The following is a 24,954-nucleotide window of genomic DNA, read 5'->3' as shown; positions in this document are numbered from 1 at the left end:
CCACTTGGGTTTCAAGAAGCTTTGAAGAAATGCCGACACCGTTTGGCTGGGCTATTGAGAAATTTTTTGCATCTCTTCCGCTTGGGATTCAAAATACCGTTGAAACCCATAAGCCAGACTGGAGAGCAAGGCGGTGGTGCCAAGCATCAGGGACAAGACGAGCGCACCGACAGTCAGCCAGTTTGTTCGTCCGATAGACGACTCGGTATCAGCGCCGGGGTTGTAATGGCTGTTCCAAGTGGTGATAGACATCAGTCCCCAATAAATTGTGTGCAATGCGCTGATGGCAATCGACAGTCCCAGCAGGGGAACCAGCCACCAACTCAAAGGATCATCTAAACCAAACGATTGGGCACGTTCAAAACCGTAAATACCTAGCAAAGTCAGCAACAGAAGCGCCCACCCTATGGAGTCACGCAAACCGAACATATAAAAACGCGCCAGCCCTAAGGGACCACCCAACAAGCTTAGCCAACATACCATCGATTTATTTTTCATAAGAGGGATTATCCTTTGCTGACTTGGCGGTGACTTGGGTTGACGGATAAACGCTGCGGGCCTAAGGTGTTTTTACATGGGATCGCACGCTTGCCCGGCTCCTAAAGCCTTTTGCATCATGACTACGTCTAACCAGCGCCCATGCTTCCAGCCGCTGGCTTGCAATACACCTGCATGTTTGAATCCAAGGCCAGCATGTAAGGCGATAGAGGCTACGTTGGCCGAGTCGCCGATCACCGCCAACATTTGCCGTTTGCCGACTTGCTCACAGTGCCTGATCAATTCAGCCAGCAAAGCCACACCTAAACCCTGTCCAGTGTGTGCAGGATGTATGTAGACCGAGTCTTCAACCAAGTAGTGAAAACTGGGGCGCGGCCTGAACTGGCTGGCATATGCAAATCCCAGCACATCGTTGTCTCGGCTGGCCACCAGCCAGGGCAGGCCAAGTTGAACCACATTGGCATGACGCTGTGTCATATCGGCAAGGCTTGGCGGTTCAATTTCAAAACTTCCGCTGCCGTGGGCGACGTGGTGTGTGTAGATGGCGGTTACCTCGACCAAGTCAGCGTTCTGGCAGGGACGGATCAGTAGTGTTTTTGGGCTCATATGGGTTGCAGTCTATAATTGCAGGCTTTTCAGCGAGCGCTGGCCGGGTGGTCAAGTCGCGTGTCTCATCGCTGAATCAAAGACTGCACCCAAGGATAAACCATGGTCGTCATCCGACTTTCCCGAGGCGGCGCAAAAGCCCGTCCGTTTTTCAATATTGTTGTCGCTGACAAGCGCGTTCGCCGTGATGGCCGTTTCATCGAGCGTATTGGGTTTTACAACCCGATCGCCGCCGGTGGCGAAGAAGGTTTGCGTATTGCGCAAGACCGTTTGAGCTATTGGGTAGGCGTTGGCGCACAAACGTCGCCTACGGTCGACCGTCTGATCAAACAAGCCGGCAAAAAAGCCGCCTGAACTCCACATCCTATGTTGCCTGCTTGGGAGCCTGCTGAATTGCCAGCGGACGCTATCGAAGTCGGGCGCATTTTGGATGCTTGGGGACTCAAAGGCTGGTTCAAAGTCTTGCCCCACAGCGCCTCACCCGAGGCGCTTTTTTCTTCCAAACGTTGGTTTTTGCAGCCCAATGAGCGCGGCGTTTCGCCTTTCATTGGCACTGTGCTTATGCTGATTCGGGAAGCCAAGGAGCACGGCGATTCGGTTGTCGCTTGCCCAGCCGAAAGCATAGACCGGGATATCGCCGAAAGCCTTAAAGGTGCCCGCATCTTCGTTCCGCGTTCTTCTTTTCCATCCACCCAAAAAGATGAGTTTTATTGGGTTGACCTGATTGGTTTGTCGGTGCATAACCGAGAGGGTTTGGATTTGGGTACTGTCATTGAATTGATGGCTACCGGTCCACAAACTGTGCTGGTGTTGAGCCAGACCAATCCTGAGGACCCAGCAAAGCCCGTGGAACGCATGATCCCATTCGTCAGCGCTTATGTGGACAAAGTTGACATAGAAAATCGACTCATTCTGGTTGATTGGCTGGCCGACTATTAAAGTAGCAGTCATGCGAATTGATGTCATCACACTGTTTCCCGACATGATCCAATCCTTTGTGGACCAGGGCGTGACAAGACGTGCTTATGACAGCGGTCGCATCGTTTTGAAATGCTGGAATCCGCGCGATTTTGCTGAAGGTAACTATCGCCGTGTTGACGACAGGCCGTTTGGCGGCGGCCCCGGTATGGTGATGTTGGCTGAACCCTTGGCCGCCTGTCTGTTGGCCATACGCCAAGAGCGTAAGCATGACAGGCAAAGTGCGCCCCTGATTTATTTTTGTCCGACTGGCGAGGTTCTGACCCAGTCCATGGTGCGCGAATCTTCCGCGTCTGCAAATGGAGCTATTTTGCTCTGTGGTCGCTATGAAGGCGTTGATCAGCGGTTTATTGATACCTATGTGGACTGCCAAATCAGCTTGGGTGATTTTGTGCTGTCGGGCGGTGAGTTGCCTGCCATGGCTTGGCTGGATGCGATTGCACGTCTACAACCGGGTGTGTTGAACGACAGTGACAGCCATGCACAAGACAGTTTTTCGCCGGATTTGAGTGGTTTGTTAGACAGCCCACACTACACCCGTCCAGAGGTATGGCAGGAACTGCCTGTTCCACCTCAGCTATTGTCCGGTCACCACGCCCATATCGCTGACTGGCGGCGTGAGCAAAGCTTGCTTTTAACTGCTCGTTGCAGGCCGGATTTGATAGAAAAAGCGCGTCAAACGGGACTGCTAAGTACTGAAGACGAGCGTTTGATAGACCGCGCCGGCTAATCCTTTATCGTGGTTATAATGTAGGGCTTTTCGATCCTCTGGATGGCCGCCGGGTGTTTCAGCCTTTGTGCAATCACCGGCCTTTTGTGTAGCGCATCCATGATCGTGCAGAGGACTGTATGAATCTCATCCAAATATTGGAACAAGAAGAAATTGCCCGTATGGGCAAAAAAATCCCCGTTTTCGCCCCTGGCGACACCGTGGTTGTCAGCGTGAACGTGGTTGAAGGTAGCCGCAAACGTGTGCAGGCATTTGAAGGCGTGGTCATTGCCAAGCGCAACCGCGGCATTAATAGCAACTTTATCGTGCGCAAAATCTCAAGCGGAGAAGGCGTGGAACGTACGTTTCAAACCTACAGCCCTTTGATTGCAGGGATTGAAGTCAAGCGCCGTGGTGATGTTCGACGCGCCAAGCTGTACTACTTGCGTGAGCGCAGTGGTAAATCTGCACGTATCAAGGAAAAACTCACCGCCAAGGCCACACCGGCCGCCAAAGCAGCAGCCGCTCAATAAATCCCTATCAATGACGAACTGTCAAACCGCCCCGGCGCAAGCTGCGGCGGTTTTTTGTTGACCATGACGCCGATCCCCTCTGTTTCATTGACGCAAATACCTGACTTCTTGCCCCATCAGGCTGAAATTGTTGGAACAGATTCTCATTTGCCGCGGCTAAGCCAAGAGGAGTTGACAGCAGAAAAACTGAGACGGCGCTTTGCTGAATCACGGCCTCAGACCCTGGCTACTTTTCGCGAACCCCCATTGCATGACAAACCACCCAAACCTGCGTCAGTGTTACTGGGCATTGTGATGCGGGAGGAGCCGACTGTGCTGCTGACATTGCGCACCGCGCATTTGTCCTCGCATTCCGGTCAAGTGGCGTTGCCGGGAGGTCGACAAGATGCACAGGATGCAAATGAAATAGCCACAGCCTTGCGAGAAGCACAAGAGGAGGTGGGTTTACATCCGAAATTTGTCACCATACTGGGTTGTCTGCCGATTTACATCACAGGTACGGGCTATCAAGTGACACCGGTAGTGGCTCTGCTTGACCCTTTCATGCAAGTGACAGCCAATCCGCAGGAGGTTGCAGAGGTATTTGAAGTACCGTTGGCGTTTCTGATGAACCCCGCCAACCACTATAGGCATGCGATGGAGTGGCAGGGCGTCAGACGGGAATGGTTTTCTATGCCCTATGAAAAAGAAATGCACCATCGCCTAATTTGGGGGGCTACTGCAGGTATATTGAAGCACCTTTATCAATTTTTACAGGTGAGCGAATGAAGTTTTTGAGCGCTTTCATCTTTGACACATGAGTTTCATCTCTCTTTTATTGGCTTTTTTACTTGAGCAAGTCAGACCATTGACTGCAGGACATTGGCTGGAGCGAGGTTTTTATGCATGGGCAGAATGGTTAAAAAATAACCTGGATGCTGGCGATGTCAAACATGCTTGGACAGCTTGGTTTATTGCCTTGGGTATTCCCTGCATAGTTGTTGTTGTGATGCATTGGTGGTTGATGTTGACCCTAGGCTGGGTTTTTGCCATGTTTTGGAGCCTTGCTGTTTTGTACGCCACTTTGGGTTTCAGGCGTTTCAGTCATCATTTCACTGGCATCCGAGATGCCTTAGCTACCGGTGACGATGCATTAGCCAGAGATTTATTGCGCGACTGGCAAGGCGATTCAGACTTGTTGATCACTCGAACAGAAATTGTTCGCCATGTCATCGAACATTCGGCACTGGCAGCGCACAGGCATGTGTTTGGCGTGGTTGCTTGGTTCTCAGTACTCGCCGCTTTGGGGTTAGGCCCAGCTGGTGCATTGTTCTTCAGATTATCTGCACTGCTGTTTCACACATGGGGTGAAAACTCTGCTGACCATGACTATCCTGTCAAACAAGTCAGTGAATCCTTGCGAACGGTTTCCTCGCTGGCATGGCGTCGTGTGGATTGGCTGCCAGCTCGCATGACCGGATTGACTTTTGCTGTCGTGGGAAATTTCGAAGACGCCGTGGATACATGGCGTCAAGAAGCCGATCATTTTCAAAACCCGAATGACGGCGTTGTCTTGGCTGCAACCTCAGGCGCCATCAACGTCAGATTAGGCGGGGCGTTGTCAGCGTCCCCGTATTCAGACAATCTGATGGATCAAGAAGTCAACCAACCGACTGCGGGGCGCGAACCCGAATTTTCTCACCTGCGTAGCATGGTTGGCCTGGTGTGGCGTGCGGTGGTGATGTGGATGGTATTGCTTGCTTTGTTGACACTAGCTCGCTTGGTTGGATAAACGCTGATTTCACATTTCAGTAGTTTTTGGGCGCAGACATTTCTGTAAACAATTCCACGTAAATTTTGTAGCGACCTGCATCAATTTGTCCCTTAGACAATGCGTCTCTTACACCGCAGTCGGGTTCGTGCACATGGGTGCAGTTATAAAACTTGCATTGATCACTGTATTTTTTGATGTCTGGCATGCAACTGGTCAGATCGCCTGCGGCAATATGGTTCAAACCAAACTCCTGAAAACCGGGCGAATCCAACAAGGCGGTTGTCTTGTTAGTATCAACCCAATACCAAGTGGTTGATGTGGTGGTGTGCTTGCCGCTGTGTAATGCCTTGGAGATGATATTTGTACTTGCATTCGCCAACGGAACCAGTCGGTTGATGAGTGTGCTTTTCCCCGCACCAGATGGCCCTAAAACCAGGGTAGTTCTGTTTTGCAATGACTGGCGTAATTCGGCCAAATCATCGTCCTGATTGCGCAAACCCAGTGCCAGCACCTGTGTGCCGAAGTCTCGGTATGGCTTTAGCCTGGCCCAAGCTTTGTCAAATGCCAGCGTCAAGTCTTGTTTATTTAATGCAATCAAGCTTTGAATGCCGGCTTGTTCTGCGGCTATCAGTGCGCGTGCCACCTGACTTTGGGAAAATTCAGGCTCGGCTGCTACCAACACCAGAACCTGATCGAGATTGGCTGCAAAAGATTTGGTTCTGATATCGTCCTGACGGTAAAACAGATTACGTCTTGGATCAATAGATTCAATGCTACCTTCGTCTTCGCTGGCAAGCCACTGCACAAAGTCGCCAACCACCGCTTGATTTTTTTTTCCTCGGGGATGACAAATTCGACGCTTACCCTCGTTGTCTTCAACCACCACGTGTCTGCCATGGCTGGCGACCACACGGCCAGATAAGGTCATGTAGTCAGTCTGGCCAGACGCTGGGAAGCTGGCGGATGTGAATGGTAAAAACTCACATACAGGGGATCAGGCGTGAGCGTTGACGCATTGTCCTGGTATAGCTTGATCAAAGCTTGTCGCAGGTCTGCCCCGTTTGCGTGTTCGCAAGCAAATGCATCCGCTTCAAATTCATGTTTGCGTGATCGCGCAGCACGAACAGGGGTGGCGATGAATGTCAGTAAGGGAACAAATTGCATAAATAAAAGCAGTGCCAAAGCATCGTTGGCGGACATGGCATGTGGCAGTACACCCAGGCCTTCAAAAAACCATAACTGAGTACTCAGCCATCCTAAGGCGGCCATTCCTACCAAAGTCACCACAAAGCTACGAACAAGTGATTGGGGAATATGGTTGAGTTTGGCGTGACCCAGTTCATGCGCCAATACCGCTTCCATTTCACCGGCGTTCAGGGTTTTGAGCAGGGTATCAAAAAACACCACACGCTTTTGTTTGCCAAGCCCTGTGAAGAAAGCGTTGGAATGTGCAGAACGGCGACTCCCATCCATGACAAAAAAACCATCCGATTTAAAACCGGTGCGTTGCATGAGATGGTCGACCCGATCTTTCAATTCAGCGTCTTCAAGAGGTTGAAATTTATTAAACAAAGGCATGATGTAGTTGGGTGCAATCCACATCACAAATAATTGGTAGGCCACCAATAACGCCCAGGCCAGCAACCACCACAGCGTCCCCCCCGAATTCATCAAGAACAAGACAGCCCAAATCAAAGGTAAGCCAAGGACAACGCCTACAAGCGTGCTTTTAATCAAATCACTCACCCATAGACCCACAGTCATATTGTTAAAACCGAAATGCTGTTCGATTTTGAAGGTTTGATAATAGGAAATAGGTAAGTTGATGATTCCAGAAATAAGCATGAACCCAAGCACCAGCAACAATTGTTGCAACATCCCGGTACCCACCAAGGACATCAGCGCATTGTCAAGATAGGACAGTCCGCCCATCAGGGTCCATCCCAGCAAAACGACAGCGTCCAATGCCAAGTCCCAATAGCCTAATTGCAATTTGGCCAAGGTGTAATTGGCGGCCTTTTGGTGCGTAGGCAAAGTGATGGCTGACGCAAAGTCTGCGGGTACCTCGTTGCGGTGCAAGGCGACATGATTGACTTGGCGGCTGGCAAGCCACAATTTGAGCAATAAGTTAATCAACAGCAACGCTGTGAAAACAAGAGTGAAATTCATAGCAGAAATCATATGGACAAGTGTAGATGTTTTTCGGTGACTGAAAAATGACTGGTTAGTCAAAGGTCGAGAGCGTAGCGTGCTATTTTGCGACAAATGATTATCCTTGTCGGGCTTGAGGGACAATCTCTCAATGAACTCTTCTGACCAAACTCATTCCCCTCTTGCACAAGCTGTGTTATCCAAAAATGACAATAACCTCGTATGGTTGGATTGCGAAATGTCTGGCCTTGACCCTGACAAAGAACGTTTGTTGGAAATTGCCATTGTGATTACTGGACCTGATTTGTCACCGCGAGTCGAGGGGCCAGTGTTGGTTCTTCACCAGAGTAACGAATTGCTGGCAGGTATGGATGCTTGGAACAAGGGCACGCACGGTAAAAGCGGATTGATTGAAAAGGTCAAGGCATCTACCGTTACCGAATCGCAGGCAGAGGAGGTATTGATTGATTTCATGAAAAAATATGTCAGCAAGGGGGTGGCACCCATGTGTGGCAACACCATAGGGCAAGACAGAAGATTTCTTCTTAAGTACCTGCCAAAATTTGAATCATGGTTTCACTATAGAAATCTCGATGTCAGTACGCTCAAAGAGTTATCTAAGCGCTGGAAGCCTGAGGTTTACAACGCATTCAAAAAACAGCAAAACCATACGGCCTTGGCCGATGTCAACGAGTCTATAGATGAACTTGCGCATTACCGCGAGTATTTTCTGAAACTGTAAGTAGTCTTAAAAGAACGTAACAGCATCCGCATTTCGTGCGAGAATACCCTGAGTTGCACTTGGTTGTGTGACATTGCTACATCCTCCTCACACCTTGGGTTCTATTGGAACCGCGTTGCAAAAAGTTTTGCAGCATGCTTTGTTTGAAGGTTGATGTTTTTCCAACCTTTGAACGGAGTTGCCCCGCCTTTTCAGGTGCGGGCTTTACACAATGGACGATTTGAATTTGCATACCCCGGCTGACGCTATGAACGATCACGCCCCTGTCTCCACCGAGATCCACATCAACGAAACCCCAGCCGTTGTCCCCAACGCCTTTGCCCAAATGGGACTCGCCCCAGAGTTGCTTGCTGCTGTTCGCGACTTGAATTTCACCGAACCCACGGCGGTTCAATTGCGAGCTATTCCTTTAGCTTTGCAGGACAACGCTGACAAACCGGCCAATGATTTGCTGGTTTCCAGCCAAACCGGTAGTGGCAAAACCGCCGCATTTTTATTGCCAGTTTTGAATACCATACTGATTGAGCGTCAGGCGCAAGAGCAGCAAGAAGCCAAAGAATGGGCCTTGAAAGTAGAGCAGGCAAAAGCCAACGGTGAAGAACTGCCAAAGAAGCCTCGCCGCAAAAATCCAACTGATACCCGCCATGTCAAGCCGGCTTTCCCCAGCGCTTTGGTGTTGTGTCCTACACGTGAACTCGCGCAACAAGTGGCCAAGGACGCCATTGACCTTGTGAAGCATTGCAAAGGATTGCGTGTGGCTTGCGTGGTTGGTGGTATGCCTTACCCTTTGCAAATTGCGCGTTTACACAATGCAGATTTGGTTGTTGCTACGCCTGGACGTTTGCTTGATTTACAGCGTTCCAAGCAATTGCATTTGAGCAAGGTGCAGTTTTTAGTGGTTGACGAAGCCGACCGCATGTTGGACCTTGGCTTTGCCGAAGACCTGGCTGATATCCATCAATTGACCGAATCCCGCCGTCAAACCATGATGTTCAGCGCCACCATTGCGCCGCGTATTCAGCAACTAGCTGCCCGCATCATGCGCACGCCTCAGCGCTTGCAAATCGAATCGACCAAAGAACAGAAAAGCAATATCAAGCAGATTCTGTTCTGGGCAGACAATCAGCAGCACAAGCGTAAATTGCTGGACCACTGGTTGCGCGACACGACGATAGATCAGGCCATCGTTTTTGCCAGCACGCAAATTGAATGTGACGCTTTGGCCGAAGATTTACAGCAAGTGGGTTTTTCCGCCGTGGCTTTACACGGCGCACTCAGCCAAGGTTTGCGCAATCGCCGATTGCAAGCTCTGCGTGATGGACGGGTTCAAATCCTTGTTGCAACTGACGTGGCAGCCAGAGGTATTGATGTGCCCAGTATCAGTCACGTGTTCAATTTCGGCTTGCCGATGAAACAGGAAGACTACGTGCACCGTATCGGCCGCACGGGCAGAGCTGGTCGAGATGGCTTAGCTGTGACTTTTGCAGAGTTCCGCGATCGGCGCAAAATTCTTGATATTGAACACTACACCCAGGCATCCTTGAATGCTGAAGTAATCCCAGGTCTGGAGCCCACCCAGAGACCAGCGCGTGCGCCTTCACATGAACCACGCCGTGGCAAACCGCCCGGTGGTGGCCGTTCCTTTGCTGGCGCAAAGCGCGGCGGCGCTGGATTCAAGTCCAGAGGCTCGGCCAGAACTTGATGTTGTTCAGATATTAAAACCGTGCCAAGCCCAGCTGAGTTTTAAACTTGATTGGGCTTTTTCTTCAACTGTTGCTGATTTACAAATAACTGAGTATTGATGCAGTTACACGTAAATTAATAGTTTAATGAAGATATTGGTTTTAATAACCCATGAAAAAATATTCAATTTAATTGCTAAAAGCTTGGATTTTATTTTTAGAAAAATCGGAATCAACTATTTTTTTTTCAATTAAATCAAGAGCTTCAATAAAAAAGTTAATTTACATTTGATCTTTGTTAAGATCGGTTTAAGGAGCAAGTATGGCAAATCCAGCAGATTCTTTAGAAAGTGTTGTTATCGGTGACGGTGTCGTTGTCAAAGGCGCATTCACTGTTCCCTCAAAAGCCGTCATCAACGGCGTCATTGAGGGTGATTTGACAGCAGAAGAAGTGCTGATCGGTACAACAGGCCGCATCACAGGCCGTGTATCAGCCAAGTTATTAGACGTACGTGGACAGCTTCACAACACCATCGTCAGTGAGAAAAGTTTGATTGTTCGTGCTACGGGCAAAATCGTTGGCAAAGTTCACTATGCCGAAATAGAAATTGAAAAGGGTGGGGAAATAGAGGGAGCCTTGCACCAAGGCGCTGAACCAGTTGGCTCAAATACAACTTCAGCGGGGTCAAATAACCTGCCTAAGCCTGCTGGCACTTGATGCCTATTTCACGGTGAGTTCATGCGTTTTTTTTCTTCAAACCATTTAACGTACGTTCTTCAAACACCGCATTTTATCAAGCGAGTCTGGACGCGGGACTATCAAAATGTCAAGCTGATTCTTGAACAAAGCGGCGATCTCACTTACTTCAATATCCCTGCCGGACTTCAAAAATTTTGCGCAAGAGGCTTGTTACTTACTTCGGCAGGCTTGCTCGCACTGATTATTTTTCTGACAGTGACAAGTTTGACGCTCGGCTTCAGTCGTGCGCGTCTTGAGAAATCGCACGAGAATGTTTACCGTGCTTTGATGAGTAGCTCAGTGGATGCCAACTTGCCTGGCAATTCCGAATTGAGTGAAGATCAAATGATTGCAATGGCACAGACCATTCGTGACCGGGATATGAGTATTCGGCGTTTCGTAGAAACGTCCATGGTGGCCGTCTCCGAAGAAAACGACACATTGAAAGCTCAACTCGAAACTTCGGGTTTGACTGAGAAAATTGTTCGCATCATTCAACAAAATTCTGCCAACGGCGGTTATTCACTGGATTCGGATATCCAATCCAACCCCTTGTTGCGCGGAAAAGTTGCTGACGAGCTTTCTACCAATCGGGCATTAAGAGAGGTTTTGTATGCATTACCAAGCCATTTGCCTGTAGCAAATTACAGCGTTTCTTCAGATTTCGGTATTCGAAAACACCCTTTATCTGGCAAGTCTCATTTCCACACAGGACTTGATTTAATGAGCCAGACAGGAGACGATAAAGTTTACGCGGTCAAACCCGGAATCGTGGTCATGGCAGAATACCACCCACAATATGGCAATACTGTGGTGATTCGACATTTGAACGGTGTGGAATCTTTGTATGCGCACATGGCTCAATTGATGGTTAAAGTAGGCGACAAAGTGACTACGGAAAGCCTCTTGGGTTACATTGGAAATACTGGAGAATCTTCCACGGGTAAACATCTTCATTTTGAGATTTTGGTCGGTGGTTATCCAGTCAATCCTCAAAAAGTGATTCGGACTGCACAATATGTTCAACAAATCCAAAACAGCGACAAATAGCCCAGTTTCACAACCTTCTGTGGATTTAATTAAACCCGCCTCACCGCTTGAAGCCACTCCAGACAATCAGCCAATAGCTCAACCTCCGAGAACCAATATGATGGATATGATCTCTTCCAATGCCTCAAAGCCCTCTATACTCAGTGAAGGTTTTTCATTCCGCGGTGAAATTTCCGCCAAGGGAGCCATTCACGTCGAAGGCTCTTTGAATGGACAGGTTCAAGTGGATGAGTTGACCATCGGTTCACGCGGTCAGGTTGAAGGTGTAGTCACTTGTTCAAGTCTTCACATCAAAGGTAAATTTTCCGGAACTGCTACTTGCAGCGAATTGATTGTGACTTCATCTGCATCAGTTGATGGTCACGTCGTGTATCAAACGCTGTCAGTACAAAAGGGAGCATCCATCAAGGGTGAATTGTTACTCGTCAAGTAAGCTTTTATTGAAATAAAGGTTTTGAATGTCGGACGTATCTCAGATTGACGGTCAATCAGTTCGACGCAAGCGCGAATCGTTAGGCTGGGCTGTCACAGACATGGCCACCATGGCCTGCCTATCCTCTAAACAAATTCGACAAATAGAAGAGGGCGGTTTAGCTGCTTTTTACAGCGAGAACGTGAAATTGACTGCCGCACGAAAAGTAGCTGGCTTGTTACAAATGACAGACGCTGAGTTATTTGGACAAGTTGCGCCGCAAGTTGTTGAGCAACCTACAGATTATTCAGAGCCTCAGGTACAGGAGGAAGTATTTGCTCTGCCTGTTGAGCCTGAGAATAGCAGTCAGAAGGCAGTTCAGAGCGCTGCACTTTCGCGTGGCGAGGCATTGCATTTTCTTGCTCAGCCACCGGAAGATATCAGCCAACCGGAAACTCTAACTAAAAAAGTTGAAGCTCCTGCGGAACCGGTGGCTACAGATCCAGTCCAGTTGGACTCGACCAGTGAAGAAATAAAAACCCAGGATACGGAAGCTGAGACCAACAACAGCGGATACCTTCTCAAGATATTTGCTCTTTTTTTGGTAGCTATTGCAGCAGCAGCGCTTAAGCCGCATTATGTAGATGAAAAAACTGAATCTTCCAACTCAGAAAGTCAAGCTCAGCCTGTATCTAGCTCACCAGTTCCTGCTCCTGAGCCAGAGTCGGCAAGCAATGCAAACGCACAAGCTACTGCACCGAATGCAGTTAACGCGGTTCAAGTGCCCCCGGCTTCTGATCAAAGCAAAAGCAATAATTCATTTACATTCATTACGCCAGCTATTCCTGTGCAAGCTACGACAGATATCCCCGCTTCAGCGACTGCCAAATAAAGGCAATTAAATATCAGTCGCTAGCTCCCATAGCCAATGCCGCTTGCCGGGATGTATTTCGCTCGCTGTCTGAAGCTTGGTCGATGGGCCAGCCTGACATATGGGTGTGGACAATGTTTTGTAAGGCGTCTATCCAAATCGGGCTGTCATTCAAACAGGGTATGTAATGGAACGAATAGCCGCCTTCTTCAATGAATGCTGCTTTGACTTCCATGGCGATTTCTTCCAAGGTCTCTAAGCAATCACTGACAAACCCTGGACAGACAATATCAATGGATTTACATCCAGTTTGGGCCAATGCTCTGACTGTAGGTTCGGTATAGGGTTCCAGCCATTTGGCTTTGCCGAAACGCGACTGGAAACAGACTTTGTACTGGTCTTTGTTCAATCCCAATGCTTGCGCGAGAAGTCGGGCCGTTTTATGGCATTCACAGTGATAGGGGTCACCCAGTTTCAGTGTGCGCTCTGGCACGCCATGAAAACTCATGACCAGTTGTTCGGATCTTCCATGTTCAGACCAATGCGTGCGGATTTTTTCAGCCAGTGCGTGTATGTAGCCAGCATCGTCATGGTAGTGATTGATGAATCGGAATTCCGGCATGGTGCGAGTTTGCATGCCCCAGGAAAAAACGGCATCAAATACGCTTGCAGTTGTGGTGGCTGAATATTGTGGATAGGCGGGCAAAATCAGCACCCTGTTGACGCCATGTTGTTTCAATTCATCCAAAACCGAAGCAATTGAAGGTGACCCGTATCGCATGGCATAGCGGACTTGTATCTTTTCTGGATCAAATTGTTGCTGCAAGGCCTGACTTTGTAAGTCTGTCCATACTTTTAACGGAGATCCATCGGGCGTCCAGATGCTTGCATACTTGTGGGCTGATTTGGCGGGGCGAACCCGCAAAATAATACCGTGCAAAATCATCAACCAAAGAAAGCGTGGAATTTCAACGACGCGTGGATCGCTCAAAAACTCGGCGAGATATTGGCGAAGGGCAGAAGCAGTAGGTGCTTGTGGGGTTCCCAGGTTGCAATAAATCGCAGCAGTTTTGGCTTGTTGGCCGTGGCTGTAATGGGGTTCGGCGGCAAATCGGGGAGTTAAAGTCATGTGTTATTTTCGTCGATAAGGGAATTGTTTAAAAAAGCCATGGCTTGTTCCCCCGATCTGACTGCGGCTTCTAGAGTCGAGGGGTAGGGGCCGGCAACATAATCCCCGCAAGCCCATACGCCCTCGTGAACGTACATGGATGGACGAACAAGATGGGGTGGGCATTCAAAAGCGGCTCTTTTTTCAACGATAGTCAACAAGGCTTCAACGCTTTCAAGTCCTAGTTGTTCATGAGCCTGTTGCAAAACGGCCTGAGTCAATGTTTCCTTATCGCCGTTGCAGTGACTGACCACCATGGCTATCACACCACGCATCTCGGCTTGTTGACTGATTCTGTATTTGTCAAAAGCAAATTGAGCAGGTGCATCCGCACTGTTTTTCAGTGCCATGATGGGTAGTGGCCAATTCAACGTTTTGTGAGTGCGTAAATAAACCGTCGCAATGGAAGTATGTTGCAAATCCTCAGCCAAGCTTGCCCAGTTGGGATTTAAATGCCTCACCAATCGGGCCGCCTCCCATGCAGGACAAGCGAGGACTACCGTTGAGGGTTCGTCAAAGTGAAGGTCTGTGACCCGTTGGTTGGTCACAATCTCAGAGCCGTGTCGGGTCAGCCAATCTTTTGCCTTGACTGGAAACAACATGCTTAAATCAGTGCGAGGTATCAACATATCACTGCAGCCTGCATTGCCCATCAATCCATCTTCTATCACTTTTAAAAAGATCTGTGCATTTGCTTTATTGCATGGCATATTTAATGCAGAGACGCACAATGGTTCAATCAATTGATCCATGATGCTGCGTGGTACACCCCCACAAATGTCTGAGACACTCAAATCGGGCGCACAGACGAAGTGTTGGCGTTGCCATTGCAATGCTTGGCGAAGAAAGCGCCATTTGTCCGGCCATGGCCAGCCTTTGGCCGAAAGGATGCCAGCAATCACATTCAATGGAGTCGGTAAACCAGGTTGCAATTGAAGGCCTGAGCCATCGGCATATTTCACGGCCAAAGGCATGCGCAGTAAAGAGCTTTCTATATCCACACCCACTGTTTGCATCAAAGATAAGGTGTGCGTGTATGCGCCGATCAAAATGTGTTGTCCGTTATCCAGCAACAAACCGTCGCGCACTACGCCGCGGGCTCTGCCACCAAGTTGCGACGCAGCCTCATACAGCTTGACCTTCCATCCGCTGTTTACTGCGTGCACAGCTGCAGCCAGCCCAGCCCAGCCGCCACCAACAATGGTGAGGGTTTTCAAAAACGCCCCAGCGCCTGCATTTTCCAGGCTAGCCACATTTTTCTGAGTGGTGTCAGCGCCACCCGTTGCGTCAATACAGGAAATTTCGCATCAGCAATTTCTAGGAGTAGCGTGCGATAAATACTCGCCATCATCAAACCGGGTTTTTGTGCCCGCCAATCAACGCTTGGCAAACCGGCCAAAGACTGTTCATAAATATCCAATGCTCTGTCGCATTGAAACTGCATTAAGGCTTGAAAAGCGGGTGTGTCACGGCGTTGCAACAGGTCATTGGCTGTGACATTAAATCTTTGTAGCTCGTCAATAGGCAGGTAAATGCGACCACGCAATGCATCTTCTCCTACATCCCTGATGATGTTGGTGAGCTGAAAAGCCAATCCCAATGAATGAGCATAGTCGATGGTCTTGGCTTGTGTATGTCCGAAAATACGTGCAGCCACTTCACCCACAACGCCTGCGACCAAATGACAATAGGTGGTCAACCCAGCGAAGTCGAGATAGCGTGTTTGCCGCAAATCCATGTCACAGCCGTCGATGACTTTTTGCAAATGAAGTTCAGTGATTCCGTACTCAGCCACTAAGGGGATCAATGCCTTCATCACCGGGTGTTGAGGGTTGCCTGCAAAGCTGTTGGCTACTTCAATGCGCCACCAGTGCAGAGTTTGTGCTGCCACACCCGAGTCCTCAATCTCGTCTACTACATCGTCAACTTCACGACAAAACGCATAAAAAGCTGTAATCGCAGCACGCTTGTGCGGCGGTAAAAATAAAAAGGCGTAATAAAAGCTGCTGCCAGAGCCGGCAGCTTTATCTTGCACATATTGCTGTGGTGTCATGGGCAGGATTGTGACATCCAAGAAGGTGTCAATAACCTGCGCGCATCCATAAACAGCCCCACAGCATCCCGCAAATATCAATCACATGAAGACGCGGTCTGCGAAGCCTAGTGTCTGTGCGCTCTATCTTGTCCAATACGCGCAAGCCTCCTTGTACCACCAGTCGCAACTCCCAACCGGCCCGTCCCGGCACCTGGTGAACCAGTGCTGCGCCTTGCATCATCAACTGCCGGGCAAAAGCGACCTCTTGCTTGAGTTCTGCGTTCAATGGCAGATAAAACCGCCCTCTTGGGATATCTATGCTCAGGTCCTGCCAGAAATTGATCAATTGCAAAGCAGAACATATGGCGTCGCTTTGTGCGAGGGCTTTTTCAGAATCGATCTTGTACAAGTGCATCAATAACCGGCCCACGGGATTGGCTGAGCGGCTGCAATAGTCGAGCAACTCCTCACGGTTTGCATACCTGCGTTGGTCTCGGGTGTAAACCACATCTTGTTCAAAGGCGGAAAGCAAATCCAACAATAACTTGATGGGCAGATGAAAGCGTTGGATTTGTGGATGTAGATCTTTGAATACCGTTGACCAAGGGCTATCTTCATTGCCCTTGTCATTGACAAAATGCATAAAATCACTCTTGAACTTTGAAAGCTGGCTCAAGCGCACATCTGCTGGCTCGTTTCCTTCATCTGCGAGATCGTCTGCTGTACGAGCAAATTGGTATATGGCAGTAATTGGCGCACGCAAATGCGGCGGGCAAAGTACAGAAGCGACAGGAAAATTTTCATAGTGGCCGACTGTTGACATGGTCTTTATATTGTCACTTGACATAACGGGTATTCAGAATTAAATTACTAACCAGTCAGTCATTAATTTCAAGGTTAATTTATGTTTCGCCTATTAAAAGCCCTCATTACTGTGGGTGCCGTTTTGCTTTCAGCATGTTCACCGACCCCCAGCACTCAGGCACCGATCAGAGCAGTCAAGGTTATAACAGTTAGCGAATCCCTACTTTCTGCAGAGTCAGAATTTGCTGCAGAGGTCAAAGCCAGGATTGAGTCTAGGTTGGGTTTTCGTATTCCGGGCAAACTGACAGCCAGGCATGTAGAACTGGGACAGCATGTCAAAGCGGGTCAGTTATTGGCTGAAATTGATGCACAGGATTACCGCTTGTCAGTGGACAGTGCCCGCGCTCAAGTCAACGCAGCGCAAACCAACAGGGATTTGGCCGCTGCAGATTACAAGCGTTACAAAGAATTAAGGGATAAAGAGTTCATCAGCGGCGCCGAGCTTGAGCGTCGCGAAACCGCTTACAAAGCAGCTCAATCGCAATTAGAACAAGCACAAGCTCAATTTTCTACACAAACCAATCAATTGAATTACAGCAAGTTGTATGCGGACAAACCCGGGGTGGTAACGGGCCTGGAAGTTGAAGTTGGTCAAGTGATCAATGCGGGAACGCCTATTGTGCGAATTGCACAAGATGGACTTCGCGATGTGGTGTTTGCCGTTCCTGAGGACAGGGTAGCTGATATCAAACAGGGTCAAGTGGTACGCATCAAGCTATGGAGCAGGGATCAAATATTTACTGGCAAAGTTCAAGAAATTGCTGCGAGTGCGGACCCAGTAACACGCACCTTTACTGTCAAATCTGAGCTCCATGAAGCGAAAATTCCCCTTGGCAGCACAGCCACTGTCTTCTTGAAAAATGAAGTCGGAAACAGTCAAACGCTGACTTTGCCAACCACAGCTGTGCGGCAAGAAGCGGGTAAATCCAGCATATGGATTGTCGACCCTGCCACCATGACGGTGCAATCGCATGAAATACAAATCGCAGGAATGAATGAAAACTCTGTGGTAGTCAGCGGTGGCCTATCGCCTGGGCAGCAAGTAGTGACTGCGGGTATTCATGTGCTTTCACCTGGACAAAAAGTGACTTATTTCAAATCTGCAGGTGAAAAGCCATGATGCCTCAACCAGGCGATCAGGCCAGATTTAATTTGTCTGAGTGGGCGCTCAATCACCGCGCATTCACCCGTTACCTGATGGTTGTACTTTTGATCTTAGGTGTGGCCGCTTATTTTCAACTGGGGCAGGATGAAGACCCGCCTTTTACATTTCGCGCCATGGTCGTCAGAACGTATTGGCCAGGTGCGACAGCACAACAAGTGGCCGAGCAAATTACCGACAAGCTAGAGCGCACGCTGCAGGAAGCTCCCTACGCTGACAAGATCCGCAGTTACTCCAAACCCGGTGAATCGCAAATCATTTTCCAACTCAAGGACTATTCCAAACCCAACGAAGTAGCCGATGTTTGGTATGCCGTGAGAAAAAAAATCGGCGATATGCGAAGTACCCTGCCCAATGGCGTGCAAGGTCCGTTTTTTAATGATGATTTTGGTGATGTATACGGGGTGATTTACGCCTTGCAGGCCGAAGGCTTTAGTCAGGCTGATCTCAAAGACATTGCAGATGATGTCAGACAAAAATTATTGCGGGTCAAAGACGTCGCCAAGGTTGAATTATTTGGCGTTCAGAACGAAAAAATATTCATAGAGATTCCGCAAAAAAAATTGGTGCAACTGGGACTTGACCTCAATGCAGTGTTGTCTCAATTGAGTCAGCAAAATGCTGTCGAAAGTGCTGGCAACTTACAGACTCCTCAGGAAGTGGTGCAAATTCGCATTGCAGGTCAATTTGAGGCGGTGTCGCAACTCAAAGAATTGCGTATTCGTGGAACTTCAGGTCAGCATATTCGTTTAGCCGATATCGCCAATATCACCCGAGGGTATCAAGACCCGCCCGATGTAAAAGTTCGTTTTCAAGGCCAGCAAGTCCTTGCGATTGGGGTCTCCATGACCAAAGGTGGCGACATCATTAATCTGGGTAAGTCTCTTGAGAAAACTGTTGTCAAGTTGCAGTCTGAACTCCCAGTTGGCGTCAAACTCAGTAATTTACAAAATCAGCCTAAAGCTGTGAGCCGATCTGTGGGGGAATTCATTGGCGTTCTTATTGAGGCTGTGGTCATTGTGTTGCTGGTGAGTTTTGTTTCATTGGGCTGGCACAAAGGCGGTCGGTTTGGTTGGTACGTAGACATGCGCCCAGGCCTGGTGGTTGGCATCACCATTCCGCTAGTGCTTGCTATGACTTTCTTGGCCATGTATTACTGGGGTATTGGACTTCACAAAATATCCTTGGGCTCACTCATTATTTCGCTTGGATTGCTGGTCGATGACGCCATCATTGCTGTTGAAATGATGGTGCGCAAAATGGAGGAAGGGTTTGACAAAGTTCGAGCCGCGACCTTTGCATATGAAGTCACTGCCATGCCGATGTTGACCGGCACACTGATCACTGCGGCGGGTTTTTTACCCATAGGTTTGGCCAAATCTGCGACCGGCGAATACACTTTTGCTATTTTTGCAGTAACGGTCCTTGCCTTGCTTCTGAGTTGGTGGGTGTCAGTGTTTTTTGTCCCCTTGCTTGGTATTTGGTTATTGAAGGTCAAGCCGCATCGCAGTGGCGATGCCCCGCAGGAATTATTTGATTCAACTTTTTATAACGGCTTTAGAAAAACTGTTGATTGGTGTGTCACTCATCGCTGGCTCACCATAGGAGCGATGTTGCTGACATTTGGCTTGGGTATTTTTGGCATGGGAAAGGTGCAGCAGCAATTTTTTCCAGACTCCAGTCGACCAGAAATCATGATGGATGTTTGGTTTCCTGAAGGTACTTCTATGCAAGCCAATGAAGCACTGAGCCAACTCATTGAAAAACGAATGCTGTCATTGAATGGCGTTGATTCCGTCAGCTTGTGGGTGGGTTCTGGCGTGCCGCGTTTTTACTTGCCGCTGGATCAAATTTTCCCTCAAAGCAATGTGTCCCAATTTATTGTCATGCCCAAAGATTTGGCAACGCGTGAAACCCTGCGGGTGGCCTTGCCAGCGCTAATGGCTGCTGAATTTCCAGAGGTGCGTGCAAGAATAAAGTTATTACCCAATGGCCCACCAGTGCCATTTCCTGTGCAGTTCCGTGTGGCTGGACCAGACCCTTTGGTATTGAGGTTGCGTGCAGATGAGGTCAAGGCCTTGATGCGTGAAAACAGCAATACCCGTGGCGTGAACGACAACTGGAATGAGGCCGTCAAGGTAGTTCGGTTCAATGTCGATCAAGACAAAGCCCGTGCATTGGGTGTCAGCAGTCAATCCATCGCGCAATCTTTGCGGGTGTTACTCAGCGGCAATACAGTAGGTCAATACCGAGAAGGCGACAAGTTGGTCGACATTGTGTTGCGTCAACCCAAGAGCGAACGTCAAACCATGTCGGATTTGGCAAATGCATATGTGCCTACAACCAGCGGCCGTGCAGTTCCTTTGCTTCAAGTGGCCAAACCTGTGTTTGACTGGGAGCCGGGCGTCATGTGGCGAGAAAACCGTGAATACGCCATCACCGCTCAATGCGACATTACAGAGGGTTTACAAGGTGCCACGGTCACCAAACAGCTTTTACCAGCGCTCAATGCCTTGCAGGCACAGTGGGCTGAAAAAGGATATTCACAATACACCATCAGCGTCGCCGGTGCGGTCGAAGAGAGTTCCAAGGGCTCCTCTTCCATTGCAGCTGGCTTGCCTTTGATGTTGTTTGTCACCTTCACGCTGCTGATGATTCAATTGCAAAGTTTCAGCCGTGCCATGCTGGTGTTTCTGACCGGTCCCATGGGTATAGCTGGGGTTGCCATGTCGCTGCTTGTTCTGAATAGACCATTTGGTTTTGTGGCGTTGTTGGGAGTCATCGCATTGATGGGAATGATTCAGCGTAACTCGGTGATTTTGATTGACCAGATCGAGCAAGACCGAGCCAAAGGCGTTCCTGCCTGGGACGCTATTGTCGAGTCAGCTGTGCGCCGCTTGCGGCCGATTGTGCTCACGGCTGCTGCCGCTGTACTGGCCATGATTCCTTTGTCCCGCAGTGTTTTCTGGGGTCCTATGGCTGTTGCCATCATGGGCGGTTTGATTGTGGCCACTGTGCTCACGTTGCTGGCACTACCAGCCATGTACGCAGCCTGGTTCAGGGTAAAGCGTTGAATTCAAAATTTCGCGGGGAAGGCGGTTAGAATTTAACTTTGACCGATTTTGAACGGGCGGTCTGTTTACGCAGACCGCCTTTTGCTTTTTTTGGACTCGCGCGGGTGGCGAAATTGGTAGACGCACCAGGTTTAGGTCCTGACGCCAGCAATGGTGTGGGGGTTCGAGTCCCCCCCCGCGCACCAAAACGTTCATTTTCAAACGCCTATTGATTCATATTGGAGAAGCCTCATGGCCGTTAATGTAGAAACCCTCGAAAAGCTGGAGCGCAAAATCACGTTGACCTTGCCTACCTCAGTTATTCAAAACGAAGTGAATGCACGGCTTAAGCGCTTGGCTCGTCAGGTCAAAGTAGATGGTTTTCGCCCTGGCAAAGTTCCCATGAACATCGTCGCTCAGCGATATGGCTATTCGGTTCATTACGAAGTCATGAATGACAAGGTGGGGGAAGCTTTCAGCGTCGCTGCTAACGAAGCCAAACTCAGAGTTGCAGGTCAACCACGCATCAGCGAAAAAGAAAACACCACAGATACTGAAATGGCATTTGATGCTATTTTTGAGGTTTACCCTGAAGTGGTAATCAAAGACCTAAGTCAGGTTGAAGTTGAAGCCCTTAAGGCTGAGGTCACCGAGGCCGCAATAGACAAAACCGTTGAAATCCTGCTTAAGCAAAAAAGAACTTTTGCTCAGCGCTCAATGGATACGGCTGCGGCAGTTGATGACCGTGTGACGGTGGACTTTATTGGCAAGATTGATGGAGAGCCTTTTGATGGTGGCCGTGCAGAAGATTTTCAGTTTGTCGTCGGTGAAGGCCAGATGCTCAAGGAATTTGAAGAAGCGGTAGTTGGTATGAAATTGGGCGAAAGCAAAACTTTTCCACTGCATTTCCCCGAGGATTACCAAGGTCGCGAAGTGGCCGGTAAAACCGCTGACTTTATGGTCACATTGAAAAAACTGGAGGCCACGCATTTGCCTGAGGTCACCGATGAACTTGCGAAGTCCATGGGCGTGGTTGAAGCCACGGTCGAGGCATTGCGTGCTGATATTCGTAAAAATCTGGAACGTGAAGTTAAATTCCGTTTACTGGGAAAAAACAAACAAGCCGCACTGGATGCCTTGGTCGCCCATGCGGAATTAGATTTGCCCAACTCCATTGTTCAATCCGAACTCGACCGTATGGTTCAAGGTGCCCGTGAGGAGTTGAAGCAGCGCGGTATCAAAGATGCTGACCAAGCACCTATTCCAGACGATGTGTTTCGCCCGCAAGCCGAGCGTCGTGTACGTATGGGATTGGTGGTTTCAGAAGTGGTGCGTATGCACAACCTGCAAGCCACACCCGATCAAATCAAGGCACACGTTGAAGATTTGGCAGCGAGCTACGAAAAACCTGCGGAAGTAATTCGTTGGTACTATAGTGATAGCCGTCGGATGGCTGAGGTGGAAGCTATTGTGATTGAGAACAACGTCACCAATTATGTGTTGTCTTTGGTGAAGGCCAAGACCAAAGAAGTGAGCTTCGACGAATTAATGAGCCAACAAGCTTGAACTGGAGATTTTCATGAGTGCATTGGATATTCAAGCATTGGGCATGGTCCCTGTTGTCATCGAACAAAGCGGTCGGGGTGAGCGTGCCTATGACATTTATTCCCGCTTACTGCGAGAGCGAGTCATATTCTTGGTGGGGCCTGTGAATGACCATACGGCCAATTTGGTAGTCGCTCAGTTGTTGTTTTTGGAAAGCGAAAATCCAGACAAAGATATTTCCTTGTATATCAATTCACCCGGCGGTTCGGTCAGTGCAGGCATGGCAATTTTCGACACCATGAACTTCATCAAGCCAGAAGTGTCAACGCTTTGTACGGGTATGGCCGCCAGCATGGGAGCTTTTTTGCTGGCAGCTGGCGCCAAAGGCAAACGCTTCAGTCTGCCTAATTCGAAAGTCATGATCCATCAACCATTAGGCGGAACCCAAGGGCAGGCCACAGAAATTGAGATTGCCGCACGTGAAATCCTCAAAACACGCGAGCGCTTGAACCAGATGCTGGCTGAAGCCACGGGACAACCCCTGTCACGGATTGAGCAAGACACCGAACGTGATTACTACTTGACCGCAGAAGAAGCCAAGGCTTACGGTCTGGTTGACGATGTCATCGCCAAGCGCCCTTGATCCAAGACAGTCAATCCCCCGTTCAAACCGCCTGCGCCGAAAGCGCTGCGGATTTGAGTATCATTCGACCATCTCCCACAGGTAACTACTGAATGGCCGAAAAAAAAGGACCCTCTAGCGAAAAGACCCTTTATTGCTCTTTTTGCGGTAAAAGTCAGCACGAAGTAAAAAAACTTATTGCAGGCCCTTCTGTATTCATTTGCGATGAATGCATCGATTTATGTAACGACATCATTCGAGATGAATTGCCTGCTAGCACTGTGCGCGAAGGTCGAGGCGATCTGCCCACCCCGGTAGAAATCAAAACCAATCTAGACAATTACGTCATTGGACAAGAGCCTGCGAAGCGTGCTTTGTCTGTGGCTGTCTACAACCATTACAAGCGTTTGCAGCACAAGCTTGATGCTAAAAAGGATGATGTAGAACTGTCCAAGAGCAATATATTACTCATTGGCCCAACAGGTTCTGGCAAAACGCTTTTGGCGCAAACCTTGGCGCGTATGTTGAACGTGCCTTTCGTCATGGCGGACGCCACTACATTGACCGAAGCAGGCTATGTGGGCGAGGACGTTGAAAACATCATTCAGAAGTTGCTGCAAAACTGCAATTACGATGTGGAACGCGCACAGCGCGGCATTGTGTACATCGATGAAATTGACAAGATTTCCCGCAAATCAGACAACCCGTCCATCACCCGCGATGTCTCCGGAGAAGGCGTGCAACAGGCTTTGCTCAAATTGATCGAAGGAACCATGGCCAGCGTGCCACCGCAAGGCGGTCGCAAGCACCCGAACCAGGACTTTTTGCAGGTCGACACCACCAATATTCTGTTCATTTGCGGCGGCGCTTTTGCGGGCTTAGAGAAAGTCATCGAAAACCGCACAGAGCGCTCAGGTATTGGTTTCAGCGCTGTGGTCAAAACCAAAAAAGAGCGCAGCTTGACGGAAATGTTCGGCCAGGTTGAGCCTGAAGATTTGATCAAGTTCGGTTTGATTCCTGAGTTGGTCGGTCGCTTGCCGGTGGTCACCACGCTCAGCGAATTGACAGAAGATGCCTTGGTGCAAATCTTGACGGAACCTAAAAATGCCTTGGTCAAGCAATATGGCAAACTGTTCGCTATGGAGGGTGTCGAGCTTGAAATTCGGCCTTTAGCGCTGAAAGCCATCGCCAAAAAAGCCTTGGATCGCAAAACAGGAGCACGTGGATTGCGCTCCATCATTGAACAATCGCTGATCGACACCATGTTCGATTTGCCAAACAGCAGTAATGTGGAAAAAGTGGTGGTGGAGGAATCCACTGTCGACGAAAACAAACCCCCGTTGCTGGTGTACCGAGAAGCCGCCAAAAAGGCTTGATTTCCCTAACGGGCTGGTCAGTATCCAGCCCATTTTTTTGATTGGAAGTTTGACCATGTCCGGACAAACCCCGTTGCCCTCAGAGCCGATTGACCTGCCCATGCTGCCTTTGCGTGACGTGGTGGTGTTCCCGCACATGGTCATTCCCTTGTTTGTCGGCAGACCAAAAAGCATCAAAGCGCTGGAAACCGCCATGGGCGCAGACCGCAGCATCATGCTCGTCGCGCAAAAAACAGCCGCCAAGGATGAGCCTGCTGTCGGCGATATGTTCCAGGTCGGTTGCGTCTCGACCATTTTGCAAATGCTCAAGCTGCCTGACGGCACTGTCAAGGTGCTGGTTGAAGGCCAGCAGCGCGCCACGGTCAACCAGATTGAAGACGGTCCTTTGCACTTTGTGTGTAACCT

25 protein-coding genes, 1 tRNA gene and 1 pseudogene are annotated in these 24,954 nt (G+C 49.3%); 19 read left to right on the top strand and 8 right to left on the bottom strand.

Going from position 1 to position 24,954, the window contains the following annotated elements; all coding sequences use genetic code 11:
- Nucleotides 1–51: 51 nt before the first annotated feature.
- Both AC9UG7_RS12165 and AC9UG7_RS12160 read right to left on the bottom strand, forming a co-directional pair.
- On the bottom strand, nucleotides 52–498 hold the full coding sequence (locus AC9UG7_RS12165) for a hypothetical protein (protein WP_509588188.1): 447 nt from the start codon (nucleotides 496–498) through the stop codon (nucleotides 52–54).
- Between the two features lie 72 nt (nucleotides 499–570).
- Nucleotides 571–1,104, bottom strand: coding sequence for a GNAT family N-acetyltransferase (locus AC9UG7_RS12160; protein WP_509588186.1), 534 nt, complete (start codon nucleotides 1,102–1,104; stop codon nucleotides 571–573).
- Nucleotides 1,105–1,206: 102 nt separating this feature from the next.
- On the opposite strand from AC9UG7_RS12160, the gene rpsP reads away from it, so the two are divergent.
- The 6 genes from rpsP to AC9UG7_RS12130 all read left to right on the top strand — a co-directional run bounded on the left by rpsP (nucleotide 1,207) and on the right by AC9UG7_RS12130 (nucleotide 5,095).
- Nucleotides 1,207–1,458 (top strand): 30S ribosomal protein S16, encoded by a 252-nt coding sequence (rpsP, locus tag AC9UG7_RS12155; protein ID WP_509588184.1) that lies wholly within the window; start codon nucleotides 1,207–1,209, stop codon nucleotides 1,456–1,458.
- A 12-nt stretch (nucleotides 1,459–1,470) separates the two neighbouring features.
- Entirely contained in the window at nucleotides 1,471–2,043 is a 573-nt protein-coding gene (gene rimM, locus AC9UG7_RS12150) for a ribosome maturation factor RimM (RefSeq protein WP_509588182.1), read from the top strand.
- Nucleotides 2,044–2,053: 10 nt separating this feature from the next.
- A complete protein-coding gene (gene trmD, locus AC9UG7_RS12145; protein WP_509588180.1) occupies nucleotides 2,054–2,812 on the top strand; it encodes a tRNA (guanosine(37)-N1)-methyltransferase TrmD in 759 nt (252 codons plus the stop codon).
- Nucleotides 2,813–2,931: 119 nt separating this feature from the next.
- The gene (rplS, locus tag AC9UG7_RS12140; RefSeq protein ID WP_509588178.1) at nucleotides 2,932–3,324 is read left to right on the top strand and encodes a 50S ribosomal protein L19; all 393 of its coding nucleotides are present in this window, start codon (nucleotides 2,932–2,934) and stop codon (nucleotides 3,322–3,324) included.
- Between the two features lie 63 nt (nucleotides 3,325–3,387).
- The gene (locus AC9UG7_RS12135; RefSeq protein WP_509588175.1) at nucleotides 3,388–4,092 is read left to right on the top strand and encodes a CoA pyrophosphatase; all 705 of its coding nucleotides are present in this window, start codon (nucleotides 3,388–3,390) and stop codon (nucleotides 4,090–4,092) included.
- Nucleotides 4,093–4,120: 28 nt separating this feature from the next.
- A complete protein-coding gene (locus AC9UG7_RS12130) occupies nucleotides 4,121–5,095 on the top strand; it encodes a CobD/CbiB family protein (protein ID WP_509588172.1) in 975 nt (324 codons plus the stop codon).
- Nucleotides 5,096–5,111: 16 nt separating this feature from the next.
- On the opposite strand, the gene rsgA is transcribed toward AC9UG7_RS12130, so the two are convergent.
- A complete protein-coding gene (rsgA, locus tag AC9UG7_RS12125; protein WP_509588169.1) occupies nucleotides 5,112–6,005 on the bottom strand; it encodes a ribosome small subunit-dependent GTPase A in 894 nt (297 codons plus the stop codon).
- The gene (locus AC9UG7_RS12120) at nucleotides 6,002–7,246 is read right to left on the bottom strand and encodes a M48 family metallopeptidase (RefSeq protein ID WP_509588166.1); all 1,245 of its coding nucleotides are present in this window, start codon (nucleotides 7,244–7,246) and stop codon (nucleotides 6,002–6,004) included. Before AC9UG7_RS12120 ends, rsgA begins: the two co-directional genes overlap by 4 nt.
- A 133-nt stretch (nucleotides 7,247–7,379) precedes the next feature.
- Between AC9UG7_RS12120 and orn the strand changes: the two genes are divergently transcribed.
- The 6 genes and pseudogenes from orn (at nucleotide 7,380) to AC9UG7_RS12090 (ending at nucleotide 12,745) form a co-directional block, all read left to right on the top strand.
- Nucleotides 7,380–7,970: an oligoribonuclease gene (gene orn / locus AC9UG7_RS12115; RefSeq protein ID WP_509588163.1), complete on the top strand. Its 591-nt coding sequence runs from the start codon at nucleotides 7,380–7,382 to the stop codon at nucleotides 7,968–7,970.
- A gap of 247 nt (nucleotides 7,971–8,217) precedes the next feature.
- A pseudogene (locus tag AC9UG7_RS12110) lies at nucleotides 8,218–9,654 on the top strand (DEAD/DEAH box helicase); the annotation flags it as partial.
- A 320-nt stretch (nucleotides 9,655–9,974) separates the two neighbouring features.
- Nucleotides 9,975–10,370 carry a bactofilin family protein gene (locus AC9UG7_RS12105; protein ID WP_509588160.1) on the top strand — a complete coding sequence of 132 codons (396 nt, stop codon included), beginning with the start codon at nucleotides 9,975–9,977 and terminating at the stop codon, nucleotides 10,368–10,370.
- 21 nt (nucleotides 10,371–10,391) lie between these two features.
- Nucleotides 10,392–11,441, top strand: coding sequence for a M23 family metallopeptidase (locus AC9UG7_RS12100; protein WP_509588157.1), 1,050 nt, complete (start codon nucleotides 10,392–10,394; stop codon nucleotides 11,439–11,441).
- Nucleotides 11,410–11,874 (top strand): bactofilin family protein, encoded by a 465-nt coding sequence (locus tag AC9UG7_RS12095; protein ID WP_509588154.1) that lies wholly within the window; start codon nucleotides 11,410–11,412, stop codon nucleotides 11,872–11,874. Before AC9UG7_RS12100 ends, AC9UG7_RS12095 begins: the two co-directional genes overlap by 32 nt.
- Nucleotides 11,875–11,974: 100 nt before the next feature.
- On the top strand, nucleotides 11,975–12,745 hold the full coding sequence (locus tag AC9UG7_RS12090) for a hypothetical protein (protein WP_509588151.1): 771 nt from the start codon (nucleotides 11,975–11,977) through the stop codon (nucleotides 12,743–12,745).
- 13 nt (nucleotides 12,746–12,758) lie between these two features.
- On the opposite strand, the gene hemH is transcribed toward AC9UG7_RS12090, so the two are convergent.
- Genes hemH through AC9UG7_RS12070 form a run of 4 tightly spaced genes read right to left on the bottom strand, consistent with a single transcriptional unit; the run spans nucleotide 12,759 to nucleotide 16,750 of the window.
- Entirely contained in the window at nucleotides 12,759–13,853 is a 1,095-nt protein-coding gene (hemH, locus tag AC9UG7_RS12085; RefSeq protein ID WP_509588148.1) for a ferrochelatase, read from the bottom strand.
- Nucleotides 13,850–15,109, bottom strand: coding sequence for a hydroxysqualene dehydroxylase HpnE (gene hpnE / locus AC9UG7_RS12080; RefSeq protein ID WP_509588145.1), 1,260 nt, complete (start codon nucleotides 15,107–15,109; stop codon nucleotides 13,850–13,852). Before hpnE ends, hemH begins: the two co-directional genes overlap by 4 nt.
- Nucleotides 15,106–15,945, bottom strand: coding sequence for a presqualene diphosphate synthase HpnD (gene hpnD / locus AC9UG7_RS12075; RefSeq protein ID WP_509588228.1), 840 nt, complete (start codon nucleotides 15,943–15,945; stop codon nucleotides 15,106–15,108). Before hpnD ends, hpnE begins: the two co-directional genes overlap by 4 nt.
- A 28-nt stretch (nucleotides 15,946–15,973) precedes the next feature.
- Nucleotides 15,974–16,750 carry a squalene/phytoene synthase family protein gene (locus AC9UG7_RS12070; protein WP_509588142.1) on the bottom strand — a complete coding sequence of 259 codons (777 nt, stop codon included), beginning with the start codon at nucleotides 16,748–16,750 and terminating at the stop codon, nucleotides 15,974–15,976.
- 81 nt (nucleotides 16,751–16,831) lie between these two features.
- Here AC9UG7_RS12070 and AC9UG7_RS12065 point away from each other — a divergent pair, with 81 nt between their 5' ends.
- The 7 genes from AC9UG7_RS12065 to AC9UG7_RS12035 all read left to right on the top strand — a co-directional run.
- Nucleotides 16,832–17,911: an efflux RND transporter periplasmic adaptor subunit gene (locus tag AC9UG7_RS12065; RefSeq protein ID WP_509588139.1), complete on the top strand. Its 1,080-nt coding sequence runs from the start codon at nucleotides 16,832–16,834 to the stop codon at nucleotides 17,909–17,911.
- The gene (locus AC9UG7_RS12060; RefSeq protein WP_509588226.1) at nucleotides 17,911–21,027 is read left to right on the top strand and encodes an efflux RND transporter permease subunit; all 3,117 of its coding nucleotides are present in this window, start codon (nucleotides 17,911–17,913) and stop codon (nucleotides 21,025–21,027) included. Before AC9UG7_RS12065 ends, AC9UG7_RS12060 begins: the two co-directional genes overlap by 1 nt.
- Before the next feature lie 98 nt (nucleotides 21,028–21,125).
- Nucleotides 21,126–21,212: transfer RNA gene (locus tag AC9UG7_RS12055), tRNA-Leu, on the top strand.
- Between the two features lie 46 nt (nucleotides 21,213–21,258).
- A complete protein-coding gene (gene tig, locus AC9UG7_RS12050) occupies nucleotides 21,259–22,572 on the top strand; it encodes a trigger factor (protein WP_509588136.1) in 1,314 nt (437 codons plus the stop codon).
- 13 nt (nucleotides 22,573–22,585) lie between these two features.
- Nucleotides 22,586–23,194, top strand: coding sequence for an ATP-dependent Clp endopeptidase proteolytic subunit ClpP (gene clpP, locus AC9UG7_RS12045; RefSeq protein ID WP_509588133.1), 609 nt, complete (start codon nucleotides 22,586–22,588; stop codon nucleotides 23,192–23,194).
- Between the two features lie 92 nt (nucleotides 23,195–23,286).
- Complete coding sequence (clpX, locus tag AC9UG7_RS12040) at nucleotides 23,287–24,549, top strand: ATP-dependent Clp protease ATP-binding subunit ClpX (RefSeq protein ID WP_509588130.1); 1,263 nt, start codon at nucleotides 23,287–23,289, stop codon at nucleotides 24,547–24,549.
- 55 nt (nucleotides 24,550–24,604) lie between these two features.
- Nucleotides 24,605–24,954 (top strand): LON peptidase substrate-binding domain-containing protein (locus tag AC9UG7_RS12035; RefSeq protein ID WP_509588128.1); only part of this gene is annotated, 350 nt, incomplete at its 3' end.

The sequence above is a fragment of the Limnohabitans sp. genome, from assembly GCF_046052765.1.
Taxonomy (GTDB): Bacteria; Pseudomonadota; Gammaproteobacteria; order Burkholderiales; family Burkholderiaceae_C; genus Limnohabitans.
Note: the sequence above shows the minus strand (reverse complement) of the source record. Positions and strands in the feature narration are given on the sequence as shown.